Source organism: Pseudogemmobacter humi (assembly GCF_900609055.1).
In the GTDB taxonomy this organism is placed as follows: Bacteria; Pseudomonadota; Alphaproteobacteria; order Rhodobacterales; family Rhodobacteraceae; genus Pseudogemmobacter; species Pseudogemmobacter humi.
Genome location: NZ_UXAW01000081.1, coordinates 24,388 through 35,790 on the forward strand (window position 1 = coordinate 24,388; position 11,403 = coordinate 35,790).

11 protein-coding genes are annotated in these 11,403 nt (G+C 68.5%); 10 read left to right on the top strand and 1 reads right to left on the bottom strand.

Annotated features, from left to right (window positions below; all coding sequences use genetic code 11):
* A complete protein-coding gene (locus XINFAN_RS21760) occupies window positions 1–204 on the top strand; it encodes a hypothetical protein (RefSeq protein WP_160144616.1) in 204 nt (67 codons plus the stop codon).
* 6 nt (window positions 205–210) lie between these two features.
* Here the strand turns inward: XINFAN_RS21760 and XINFAN_RS13335 are convergent, their stop codons facing one another.
* Entirely contained in the window at window positions 211–1,182 is a 972-nt protein-coding gene (locus XINFAN_RS13335; RefSeq protein ID WP_160144617.1) for a sugar-binding transcriptional regulator, read from the bottom strand.
* A gap of 272 nt (window positions 1,183–1,454) precedes the next feature.
* On the opposite strand from XINFAN_RS13335, the gene XINFAN_RS13340 reads away from it, so the two are divergent.
* From XINFAN_RS13340 to XINFAN_RS13380, 9 genes are all read left to right on the top strand, one after another.
* A complete protein-coding gene (locus XINFAN_RS13340; RefSeq protein WP_124087362.1) occupies window positions 1,455–2,840 on the top strand; it encodes a PTS galactitol transporter subunit IIC in 1,386 nt (461 codons plus the stop codon).
* Window positions 2,840–3,307, top strand: coding sequence for a PTS sugar transporter subunit IIA (locus XINFAN_RS13345; RefSeq protein WP_124087363.1), 468 nt, complete (start codon window positions 2,840–2,842; stop codon window positions 3,305–3,307). The genes XINFAN_RS13340 and XINFAN_RS13345 overlap by 1 nt, the downstream gene beginning before the upstream one ends.
* 10 nt (window positions 3,308–3,317) lie before the next feature.
* Window positions 3,318–3,605 (top strand): PTS sugar transporter subunit IIB, encoded by a 288-nt coding sequence (locus XINFAN_RS13350; protein WP_124087364.1) that lies wholly within the window; start codon window positions 3,318–3,320, stop codon window positions 3,603–3,605.
* 38 nt (window positions 3,606–3,643) lie between these two features.
* Window positions 3,644–5,572, top strand: coding sequence for a phosphoenolpyruvate--protein phosphotransferase (gene ptsP, locus XINFAN_RS13355; protein ID WP_124087365.1), 1,929 nt, complete (start codon window positions 3,644–3,646; stop codon window positions 5,570–5,572).
* Window positions 5,573–5,629: 57 nt separating this feature from the next.
* Complete coding sequence (locus XINFAN_RS13360) at window positions 5,630–6,313, top strand: hypothetical protein (protein WP_124087366.1); 684 nt, start codon at window positions 5,630–5,632, stop codon at window positions 6,311–6,313.
* On the top strand, window positions 6,306–6,905 hold the full coding sequence (locus tag XINFAN_RS13365) for a hypothetical protein (RefSeq protein ID WP_124087367.1): 600 nt from the start codon (window positions 6,306–6,308) through the stop codon (window positions 6,903–6,905). The genes XINFAN_RS13360 and XINFAN_RS13365 overlap by 8 nt, the downstream gene beginning before the upstream one ends.
* Window positions 6,906–7,208: 303 nt before the next feature.
* A complete protein-coding gene (locus XINFAN_RS13370; RefSeq protein WP_160144618.1) occupies window positions 7,209–9,452 on the top strand; it encodes a TonB-dependent receptor in 2,244 nt (747 codons plus the stop codon).
* Between the two features lie 173 nt (window positions 9,453–9,625).
* Window positions 9,626–10,309 carry a Fe2+-dependent dioxygenase gene (locus tag XINFAN_RS13375; protein WP_124087369.1) on the top strand — a complete coding sequence of 228 codons (684 nt, stop codon included), beginning with the start codon at window positions 9,626–9,628 and terminating at the stop codon, window positions 10,307–10,309.
* Window positions 10,310–10,313: 4 nt separating this feature from the next.
* Window positions 10,314–11,402 (top strand): alpha-hydroxy acid oxidase, encoded by a 1,089-nt coding sequence (locus tag XINFAN_RS13380; RefSeq protein WP_233352209.1) that lies wholly within the window; start codon window positions 10,314–10,316, stop codon window positions 11,400–11,402.
* The last annotated feature ends 1 nt before the right edge of the window (window position 11,403 follow it).

Consider the following 11,403-nt stretch of genomic DNA (forward strand, 5'->3'; position numbering starts at 1 on the left):
ATGATGCGGATCTTCTCGGCGACGATCCTGATGCTGCTCGGCGCTGGCTGCGTGAGCGGGCGCGCGACCAGCCCTGAGGCGCTTTGCGACGGCAGCCGCGCGGCGCGCGCCGATCACGCGGCGGCGCTGGCGGTCTCGGCGGACGACCGCGCCGCCGTCACCGGCGCGCGGCTGATCGCGCTGATCGACGCGGGTTGCGTTTAGGGGCCGTCAGCCCGCCGCCAGTTTTCCGGCGATGTCGTGGTCTATGATGATGGTCCGGGCGATTCCCGCCCGGATCGCCGCTTTCAGCGGCCCCACCTTTCGCGCGCCCGAGGCGACGATCACCGTCTCGGTCTCGCGCAGCGAATCGAGCGAGACGCCGATCCGGCGCTCGTTCAGCTCGGTTTTCGCCAGCTCGCCCTCTTCGGTCAGCCAGATCCCCACCACCTCGCAGCAGGCCCCGGCGCGCTCGGCCGCGCTGATCTCGGCCGCCGACAGGCGCGAGGCGCGGCAGAAGCTGTTCCTCGTCTCGATGGCGCCGCAACTGACCAGGTTGAGCGTGGTCTGCGCCGCCAGATCCAGCACCTCGCGGATCACCGGATCCGCTTCCAGCGCCAGCCGCGTCGCGACCCGGCCGACGAACAGCGGCGCGGGCAGGGTGCTGGCGCTGCCGCCCAGGGCCTCGGCCATGTCGCGCGCGATCTGGCAGGCGCTGGTGCCGTCGTCCTGGCTTGACGTGCCGGTCAGCGAGACCGCGCGCAGCCCGGCCTGCGACAGCGAGCGGATCGAGCCCACCACCTGCGCCAGCGTCCGTCCGCCGCCCACCCCGATCGCCATGCCGCCGCTGCTCTGCACCCGCCGCGTCAGATAATTGGCGGCGACGATCCCGACCGCCTGGCGGCCGATCTGCTCGGCGGTTTCGCCGCGGGCATCGGCCAGCACCGAGGGCGGCGTCAGCAGGCAGTTCTTCACCCCGTAGCGTTTGCAGATCCAGTCCGACAGCGCCAGCGTCTCGGAAAGCTCATGGTCGAGGGTGATCTTCACCCTTCCGGTGTCGCGCGCGCGGGCCAGCAGCCGCGTCACCTTGGTGCGCGAGATGTCCAGTTTGCGCGCCACCTGCTCCTGGCCCATGCCATGGACGTAATAGAACCAGGCGGCCATGACTTCCAGGTCGCGATCGTCGTTTCTGGGCCGTGACACGCGCCGTTCTCTCCCAGGATGCTGTGCCCATTCAGCCGGGCAGTGCCGAATATGACAAAACCGCCCCGCCAGCGCCAGAGTTTTCGCACATATGTGCATATATCGCGCGATTGACAGATGGCCCGGGTTTCCGCATCATTGTGCAGCATGCGCGCAAATGATCGCGGCGGACAACCGCGACCAGGCCGGAATACCGGCGCCCGGGAGAGAGGGGCAGCGAAGCGCATGCCGGAGAGGGAGAGATCCGGCATCCGCCGGAACGGGAGGAAATCATGGACAGCCTGCTTACAGGGCTGAAGACGGTGGTCGACGGGCTCGGCGCGACCGTTCTTCTGCCGGTCTTCATATTCATCATCGGTGTGATTCTGGGCGCAAAGCCGGGCCGGGCGTTCCGCGCCGGTCTGACCATCGGCATCGCCTTTATCGGTATCAATCTTGTGATCGGTCTGATGTGGACCAGCCTCAGCGACGTGGCCCAGGCCATCGCCGCCAATACCGGCGTCACCCGCGATGTGGTCGATGTCGGCTGGCCGTCGTCGGCGGCCATCGCCTTCGGCTCGTCGGTCGGGCTGTGGATCATTCCGGTCGGCATCGCCGTCAACGTGGCGCTGCTGCTGACCGGGCTGACCCGGACGCTGAACGTCGACATCTGGAACTTCTGGCATATGGCGTTCTTCGGCTCGCTGGTGGTCGCGGCGACCGGCTCTCTGGGCATGGGGATCGCCACCGCCGCGGTGATGGCGGGGCTGGCGCTGTTCGTGGCCGACTGGTCGGCAAAGCCCGTGCAGAAATTCTACGGCCTGCCGGGGGTTTCGGTGCCGCATCTGCTGTCGGGCGCGATCCTGCCCATCGCCATCGTGGTGAACTGGGTGATCGACCGCATCCCCGGCCTGCGCGACATCGACCTGTCGACCGATACGATCCAGAAGCGCTTCGGCGTCTTCGGCGAGCCGATCATGATGGGGCTGATCATCGGTATCGTGCTGGGGCTGATCGGCTTCTGGGACGGATCGAACATTCCCGGCACCATCACCCGGGTGTTGCAGACCGGCATGGCGCTGGCCGCGGTGATGTTGCTGCTGCCGCGCATGGTGAAGATCCTGATGGAGGGGCTGATCCCGATCTCGGAGGCCGCGCGCAGCTTCGTGCAAAAGCGCGCCGGCAACCGCGAGATCAACATCGGCCTCGATTCCGCCATCCTGATCGGCCATCCGGCGGCGATCTCGTCGGCGCTGATCCTGGTGCCGATCGCGATCCTTCTGTCGATCGTGCTGCCCGGGAACCGGGTGATCCTGTTCGCCGACCTCGCCGTGATCCCCTTCGTGGTGGCGCTGGCGGCGCCCATCGTGGGCGGCAACGTGCTGCGGATGGTGATCATCGGCGCGATCACGCTGGCGGCGGGCTTCTACATCGCCACCGCGCAGGCGCCTTTGTTCACCCAGGCGGCGGTGGCCTCGGGCTTCACCCTGCCGGAAAACGCCAGTCAGATCACCGCCATCGGCGACGGCTTCCTGTGGATCTCGCTCGTCGTCGTGGCGCTGGCAAGCTGGCTTGGCTATTTCGGCGTGGTGATCATGGCGGCGCTGGTCGGCGCGGGGCTTGCCGCGCTGAAGGGCGGCAGACTCGGCGATCATGCAGCAGGAGAAGAGCAGAGCTGATGAGCGAACTGTCGCAATATCTGGTGCCGGAGGGGGTCTTTACCGGGCTTTCTCCGGCCGGTGCAGAGGAGGTGATCGGCACGCTTGCCGCTCACCTTCAGCGAAACGGCAATGTGGGGCCGGGCTGGGCCGATGCGGCCCGCGCGCGCGAGGCCGAACTGCCGACCGGCCTGCCTCTGGGCGGCGGGATCGCGGTGGCGGTGCCCCATACCGACCCCGAGCATGTGCTGGCCTCGGGCATCGCCGTTGCGGTGCTGGCCACGCCGGTCGATTTCGGCAGCATGGACGATCCCGATGTGAGGCTGCCGGTGCGCGCGGTCTTTGCGCTGGCGCTGAAAAGCAAGGACGAACAGATCGGGATGCTCCAGGCCATCGTCACCCTGTTGCAGGACGAGGCGCGGCTGCGCAATCTGATCGCCGCCGCCACCCCGTCCGAGGCGCGCGCCGCTCTTGGCGCCGGGAAATAAGGAGAAGCCCATGCCCCGCAAGAAGATCGTCCTCGTCGCCTGCGGCACCGCCGTCGCCACCTCGACCGTGGTCGCCAACAGCATCGAAGAGGAGATGGCCGCCCGCGGCATTCCGGTGGAAACCCGGCAATGCAAGGCGACCGAGGTTCCCGGCCTGATCGAGGACGTGGACCTGGTGGTATCGACCACGCCCTTGCCGCCGAATCTACCGAAACCCGCCATCGTGACGCTGGCCTTTCTGACCGGCATCGGCCGCGACGCCGAGATCGAGAAGATCGCCGGTATCCTGAAGGGCTGAGACGGCCCGCGCGCGGCCTGACAAATATTGAGGGTAGGATGGAACTGGTCCGTCAGATCAGGCTCCGGGTCGAGGGTGGTCTGCATGCCCGGCCCGCGTCGGAACTCGTGCGTCTCGCGAAACGCTTTGCGGCGCGGGTCACGCTGAAGGCGGGCGGGCGCGAGGCGCTGGCGACGTCTTCGCTGAAACTGCTGACGCTGGGGGCGAAAGAGGGCGACGAGATCACCCTGCACGCTTCGGGCGAAGAGGCGGAGGCCGCCCTGGCGGCGGTTGGGAATTACCTTTCCGCGCCCGCACAGGGCGGAGAAACCGCCTCGCCCGGTCCCGCACCGGAAATCTTCCCGTCCGCGCCGGGGGCGGCGGGGCAGGGGCTGGGCGTCAGCCCGGGCCGCGCCATCGGCCCGGTCTTCGTGCTGCGTCAGCCGGAACTGACCCCGGAACCCGACACCATCGACCCCGCGGCTGTGGAAACCGAGACCGCCCGCGCGCTGGCCGCGCAGGCGGCGGTCGCCCGGCGCTGCCGCGACGGCGCCGCCGATCCCGCCGCCCGTGCGGTGCTGATCGCGCTGGCCGATCTGGCCGGGGATGAGGACTGGGCCGCCCGGATCGCCGCGCGGATCGCGGGCGGGGCCTCTGCACTGGCCGCGATCCTTGCCAGCGGCGACGAAATCTCCCGCGAAATCGCTGCGCTCGACGATGCCTATGCCGCCGCCCGGGCCGAGGATATGCGCGCCGCGACGCAACTCGTGGCGCTGGAATTGCAGGGCAAACAGCCGGTCTCGCTGGCCGATGCGCCCGATGGCGCGGTGGTGGTGGCCGATGAACTCGCGGCCATTCACCTCGGCCATGGCCTGTCGCGGCTCGGGGGCATCGTCACCGCGCGGGGTGCTGCCACCGGCCATGCCGCGATCCTTTTGCGCGCCGCGGGCGTGCCGGCGGTCTTCGGCGCGGGCGCGGCGCTGGCCCGCTGCGAGGCCGCAGAGATCCTCGCGCTCGACGGTGCCACCGGCGAGGTGATCGCCGATCCCGGCCCCGATGTGGTGCAGGCCTGGCACGCCGCCATCGCCGCGGCCCGGGACGAGGCCCGCGCGCTTGACGCTTTGCGCGACCGCCCGCCCGTCACCCGGGACGGCGTGGCGGTGGTGCTTGCGGCCAATATCGGCTCGGTCGCGGATGCCGAAAAGGCGCGTGAGGCGGGGGCGATGGGCGTGGGCCTCTTCCGCACCGAATTTCTGTTCCTCGACCGCGCCGATCTGCCCGGCGAAGAGGAGCAGCTCGCCGCCTATTCCCGGGTGCTGGAGCTGTTCCCGGGCCACGACGTGATCATCCGCACGCTCGACATCGGCGGCGACAAACCCGCGCGCGGCATTCAGGTCCCGCGCGAGGACAACCCGTTCCTCGGCCTGCGCGGCATCAGGCTGTGTCTCGCCCGGCCCGAGGTGTTCCGCATCCAGCTTCGCGCGCTGCTGCGCGCGGCACCGAGGGGGCGGCTGATGGTCATGCTGCCGATGGTGGCGGATGTGCACGAGATCCGCGAGACCCGGGCGATGATCGCGCAGGCGCGGGCGGAACTGGTCGCCGAGGGGCTGGCGCATGGCGATTTCGCGCTCGGGATCATGGTCGAGACCCCGGCGGCGGTGTTCTGCGCCGAAGACCTCGCTGCCGAGGCCGATTTCTTCTCGATCGGCACCAATGACCTGACGCAATATGTCATGGCCGCCGACCGCACCAATCCGGGCGTCGCCGGGCTGTGCCGCGCCGACAACCCCGCGGTGCTGGCCGCCATCGCCCGGGCCACGGCGGCGGCCACCGCGGCGGGCAAGCTGACCGGGGTCTGCGGCGAGGCGGCGGGCGATCCGGCGCTGATCCCGTTCCTCTTGCGCGCAGGTGTGCGGGAACTCTCGATGAGCCCCGCCGCTTTGCCGCGCGCGCGCCGGGCGGTGCTGGACCTGTCCGTGAGCGGCTGAGGCTTCCGGCCCGCGCGCGATGCGCTATACTGGGCCGAGATGTTGGGAGAACTGCCCGTGCCCGGCCATCAGGCCCCATTCCTGCCAGACCCGGTTCCGCTGCGCGAGGCGCTGCGGGGCCTGCGTCATTTGCTTCGTCGCGGCGGCGAGACGCTGCGCGACACGATCACCGGCACCGGCATGACCGAGGCCCTGCCGCGCCCCGCCGCCAGCCTTGCGCAATCCGTCCTGCGCGAGGCCGAGGGGATCGCGCGGCAGATGGACGAGGCCGCCTCGGATCTTGCCAAGACCGTGCTCGGCGGCGCCGATCTGTCCGCCGACGCGCGGCTTTCCGATCTCGACACCGGCCCGGCCTTTGCGGCGGTGATCTATCTGGCGCTGGCCCGCGTGCTCGACCGGCTGGGGATCCGCCCGGCCTTCATCAGCGAATCGGCGGCCCTGCGGGCGCTGAGTGCCACCTCGCCCGGGGCGGATGATGCCGGGACGGCGGCGCGGCTGACGCGGGCGCTGCTCGATTCCCGGGTGATCCGCGACATCGGCCCCGAGGCCGGGGCCGAGACGGGGGCGATTGCGGTCTTCGCCGTCATGCTTTGGCTGCAATCGGGGCGCGGCGACGGGGACGATACCGACGCGCTGGCCGCGGCCGCCGATCTGGCCCGCGCGCTCGCCCCCGAGATTGCCGCCGCCGGGGACGAGGCGGCGCTGGCGCAGCTTTACCGCAGCTGGGCGCCGCATGTCTGACCTGCCACACCGCGAGGCGCTGCCGCCCACCAACGAGCCGTTGCGCATCGCCGTGCGGCGGCTGCGCTGGTTCCGCAGCGCCTTTGCCCGCTATGCCGCGGCCTGCGGCGCGGGGCTCGGCTGCGGTTTCATGATCGACGAGCCCCGGCTGGCCCGCGCCTTCGCGAACTGGCTGAAGGCCATCGAGGTGCAGCGGCCGAAAGACAAATCCGAACGCCGCGACTTTTTTGAATTTGCCGCCGGGCTGATGCTGCGCGAGCTGATCGCCGAGATGCCGCTGGCCGCCACCTGCGCGCCGGGCCGGGCCGATCCCGCCTCGGCCGCGGCATTCTGGCCCGAGGGCTATGTCTGCACCCTGTTCTGCCTGACCGTCCACGCCGCGGCGCTGGAGGAGGAATTCCACGCCTCGCCCGACCTTGGCCCCCATATCTCATCGGACATCGCCGATCTGCGGCAGTGGTGGAGCCTGCGCGAAAACGCGCATCACGACCGCAGTTTCCCCGCCGGTTTCCTGCAAATGCTGCTCGGCCACCAGCCGAACTGGTCGATGCCCGACGTGTTCCGCGCCCGGTTGGAGCGCGAGATCGGCTGAGACCGATTCCCGGCGGAAGCGGCAGGCAACGTCGCGGCGGCGGCTCTCTGTCGCGATTGCGCTGCGTTCCCCGTCCGGTGTTGCACGAAAGCATCGCAATCCTGTGTCTTTCACTCAACTAAAAGGAGTGACTGTCGCAAAATGTTGACGGGGGGGCCGCGCGGGCTAAGAACCGGACTCAAGCCAATACAGGTCGCCGTCCGGCACCTGCCCGATAGTCTTACAGCAAGCCATTCGCCAGCTGCCACCGACGCCTCCGCCCTGCCCTGGGGCAGGGATATTTTTGCTTTTTGGGAGCACGACATGACCCCTTACGAGAAAAGGCCGGCAGCCGTCGATCAGACCGCGCGGCCCCTTCCCACCCTGGGCCTGCTGCCCGTTCTGGCCGTCTCGGCCGTGATGGCCGGCGAGGCCGGCGCCCAGACCGTGCGCACCGCCGACGAGCAGGATCTCGGCACGATCCTTCTTCAGGCCGGTGGCGAAGGCGGTGAGGCCGCCAACAGCTACAAAGTGACCGAGAGCGACAACGACAAGGCGACCGCCCCGCTGCTCGACACGGCCAAAACCGTCACTGTCATCACCTCGAAACAGATCAAAGAGCGTGGCGCGACCTCGCTGACCGAGATCCTGCGCACCACTCCCGGGGTCACGCTGGGAACCGGCGAGGGCGGCTCGCCCGCAGGCGACAAGCCGCTGATCCGCGGCTTCGATGCCCAGTTCGACATCATGGTGGACGGCATGCGCACCGGCGCGCGCACCAGCTATGAAGCCTTCAATCTCGAAACCGTCGAGGTCGCCAAGGGCCCCGACAGCACCTATGCCGGACGCGGCTCGGCGGGCGGTTCGATCAATCTGAACACCAAGGCCCCGGTCGAGGGCGAGTTCGACGAGGCTTCGCTTTCCTTCGGCACCGGCTCGTTCAAGCGCGCCACGCTGGATTCCAACCGGAGCTTCGGCGATCTCGGTCTGCGGCTGAATCTGATGGTCCAGGACGCCGACGACCTCGGCGGCCGCAAGGGCGTGACCTCGGAACGCTACGGCATCGCGCCGAGCCTGAGCTACCAGATCGGCGAGAATTCGAAGGTGACCGCCGGTCTCTACTATCTCAAAGACAACGACATGGTCGATTACGGCGTTCCCTTCACAGGGGCGAACACCGACCCGGCCTGGCGCCGCGGCTCGGGCACGATCGATGACCCTTACCTGCCGATGGATGTGCCGACCGACTGGTTCTACGGCATCCACAGCCGCGACTTCCGCGAGGTGGAATCCGCCTCGGGCTATCTGCGCTTCGAGCATGATTTTTCGGACAACCTGCGCTGGACCAGCGTTCTGCGCAAGAATCGCGACACCAATGTATATGTCGTGACCAAGCCGAACGCGAACCTTGCGGGCGTCGCCGGCACCCGGCTGGAATCGCGCAACGCCAACAAGCTGACCGAGACGCTTTCCTTCAACAGCCAGCTGTCGGGCAGCGCGAACTGGCTGGGCGTCGATCACAGCTTCGTCGTCGGCGTGGACATCTCGCGCGAAAAGACCTCATCGGGGGCGGTGACCATCACCAATCCCGACGGCTCGGCGATCGTGACCGGCGGCATTCCGGTGGTGGGCTGGGGCGATGCGCCCAACCCCTGGGTGAACTATCCGGTGCTTGTCACCGTCGGTCCCTATAACCAGTTCAGCACCACGAAGACCCGCGCGGTCTATGCGGTCGATACGATCAGCTTCTCGTCGCAGTGGGAGGCCACCATCGGCCTGCGCTACGACGATTTCCGGGTCAGCTTCGACGAAACCACCCCGGCGCGCCTCGACAACAACAGCTACATGCTGAACGGCTCGGCCGCGCTGAACTACAAGCCCGCCGAGAACGGCAGCGTCTATCTGGCTTTCAGCACCTCCTCGAACCCCTCCAGCGAGGGCGCGGGTCTGGGTGGCAACCCCTCTGCCGCGACCGTCAACCTCGACCCCGAGCGCAGCAAGAGCTACGAACTCGGCACGAAATGGTCGCTGTTCCAGGACAGACTGCTCCTGACCGGTGCTCTGTTCATGACCGAAAAGGACAACATGCGCGTCACCACCTCGCCTGGCGTCACCGAACTGGTCGGCAACACCACGGTCAAGGGTGTGGAACTCAGCGCCGCCGGCCAGATCAACGATCAGTGGGGCATCGTCGCCGGATACGTCTATACCGACGCCGAGCTGAAGGACGACGGCCCCACCGCCACCAACGACGGCAACATGATCGCGGGCGTGCCGAAACACAGCTTCTCGCTCTGGTCCACCTGGGATCTCGCCAATGGCGTGACCCTGGGCGGCGGCGCGACCTATATGAGCAAGCGCTACGTCAATGCTGCGAACACCGCGGCGGTTCCTGCGGCCTGGCGCGTCGATCTGATGGCCTCTTATGCCCTCAACGACGCGACCTCGCTGCGGCTCAACGTCAACAACGTGTTCGACGAACAGCTCTACGGCGGGTCGTGGAACGGCCAGTTCGTCAATGTCGAACCGGGCCGCAACTTCACGCTGTCGCTGAACCACTCGTTCTGAGCGGAGCTCGGTCCACGACGGAAAAGGGCGGCCCCGTGCCGCCCTTTTTCATGCGCCCTCCGCTTCGGCTGCGGCAATCCGCCGGGGGATGTGCGCGCAAATCCTGACGGAATTTCTTAACTTCCCCGGCCGGGGGCGCTATTCTCCGCCGCGGATCCACCCCGGAGAGCGCCATGCTTGTCACCATTCCCGATCTTCTGACCCCGGAAGAGGTCGCCTATATCCGCCAGGTGCTGGAAGGCACCGAATGGGTCGACGGGCGCATCACCGCGGGTGATCAGGCCGCTAAGGTGAAGCTGAACCTCCAGGTGCCGGTCGACAGCCCGGTCGCGCGCGAGCTTTCCGCCATCATCATGCGCGCGCTCGGCCGCAACCCGGTCTATTCCTCGGCCGCGCTGCCGCTGTATGTGCTGCCGCCGATGTTCAACCGCTATGACGAGGGCATGACCTTCGGCGCCCATGTCGACGGCTCGATCCGGGTGATCCCCGGCACCGGCCAGCGCATCCGCACCGATGTTTCCACCACCGTCTTCCTGACGCCACCCGAAGATTACGACGGCGGCGAGCTGGTGGTCCACGACACTTACGGCGAGCATAAGGTGAAACTGCCCGCGGGCCATGCGGTGGTCTATCCCGCGACGTCTCTGCATTCGGTGACGCCTGTCACCCGCGGCTCGCGCTGGGCCTCGTTCTTCTGGGCGCAGTCGATGGTGCGGGACGACTGGCAGCGCCATATGCTTTACGATCTGGATCAGTCGATCATGCGTATCCGCGCCATGCTGCCTGACGACGATCCGGCGGTGACGGGGCTGACCTCGCATTATCACAACATGATCCGCCACTGGGCCGAGACCTGATCCGGTGGAGCCGTTCCATATCCCGCCCGAGGCGGTCGCGCTCTGCGATTACGCGCGGATCAGTGCCGAGCGCCTGCCGCCGATGGTCTCGGCCTGGCTCGACGGCGCGGCGGCGGATGGCGTCACCCATGCGGCGAACCTGGAAGCCTGGAGCCGGATCCGGCTGAAGGGCAGGGTGCTCGCCGATATGCGCGGCGCCTCGACCGGGCTGACGCTGTTCGGCCAGGATCTGGAGCACCCGCTCTTGCTGGCCCCGGTCGCCTACCATCGCCTCGCGCATCCCGAGGGCGAACACGCGACCGCGCTTGGCGCCGCCGCCACCGGCACGGTGATGACGGTCTCGACCCTGGCGAGCGAGCGGATCGAAGACATCGCCGCGCGTGCCCAGGGCGACCTCTGGTTCCAGCTCTATGTCCAGGCCCGCCGCGCGGATACCGAGGCGCTGGTCGTCCGCGCGGAAGCGGCCGGATACCGCGCGCTGGTGGTCACGGTGGACGCGCCGGTGAAGCTCAGAAACACCGAGGCGCGGATCGGCTTTCGCCTGCCCGAGGGTGTCGCGGCGGTGAACACCGCCGGGATGCCAGGACCGGAACTGCGCGAGATCCCCGGCCGCAGCCCGGCCTTCCTCGGGCTGATGGACGCCGCCCCCCGCTGGGAGGACATCGCCTGGCTGCGCGCCCGCACGAGACTGCCGCTCATCCTGAAAGGCATCACCGCGCCCGAGGACGCGATGCGCGCCATCGACCTCGGCGTGGACGGCCTCGTGGTCTCGAACCACGGCGGCCGCGCGCTCGACAGCCTGCCGGCCAGCGCCGCTATCCTGCCGGCGGTCGCCGCGGCGGTGCAAAACCGCATTCCCCTGATCTGCGACGGCGGCATCCGCCGCGGCACCGATGTGCTCAAGGCGATCGCGCTTGGCGCCAGCGCGGTGATGCTGGGCCGCCCGCAGTTCCACGCGCTGGCGGTGGGCGGCGCCCGGGGCGTCGCGCATATGATCACCATCCTGCGCGCCGAGCTTGAGGTCGCCATGGCGCTGACCGGCTGCCGCGATCTGACAGCGATCAGCCCGGAGATCCTCTGGTCTTCATCCTGAC

What these genes read in the sequence shown, in the direction of transcription:
- XINFAN_RS21760 (WP_160144616.1), top strand. Translation starts at nt 1, where the DNA reads ATGATGCGGATCTTCTCGGCGACGATCCTGATGCTGCTCGGCGCTGGC.
- XINFAN_RS13340 (WP_124087362.1), top strand. Translation starts at nt 1,455, where the DNA reads ATGGACAGCCTGCTTACAGGGCTGAAGACGGTGGTCGACGGGCTCGGC.
- XINFAN_RS13345 (WP_124087363.1), top strand. Translation starts at nt 2,840, where the DNA reads ATGAGCGAACTGTCGCAATATCTGGTGCCGGAGGGGGTCTTTACCGGG.
- XINFAN_RS13350 (WP_124087364.1), top strand. Translation starts at nt 3,318, where the DNA reads ATGCCCCGCAAGAAGATCGTCCTCGTCGCCTGCGGCACCGCCGTCGCC.
- ptsP (WP_124087365.1), top strand. Translation starts at nt 3,644, where the DNA reads ATGGAACTGGTCCGTCAGATCAGGCTCCGGGTCGAGGGTGGTCTGCAT.
- XINFAN_RS13365 (WP_124087367.1), top strand. Translation starts at nt 6,306, where the DNA reads ATGTCTGACCTGCCACACCGCGAGGCGCTGCCGCCCACCAACGAGCCG.
- XINFAN_RS13370 (WP_160144618.1), top strand. Translation starts at nt 7,209, where the DNA reads ATGACCCCTTACGAGAAAAGGCCGGCAGCCGTCGATCAGACCGCGCGG.
- XINFAN_RS13375 (WP_124087369.1), top strand. Translation starts at nt 9,626, where the DNA reads ATGCTTGTCACCATTCCCGATCTTCTGACCCCGGAAGAGGTCGCCTAT.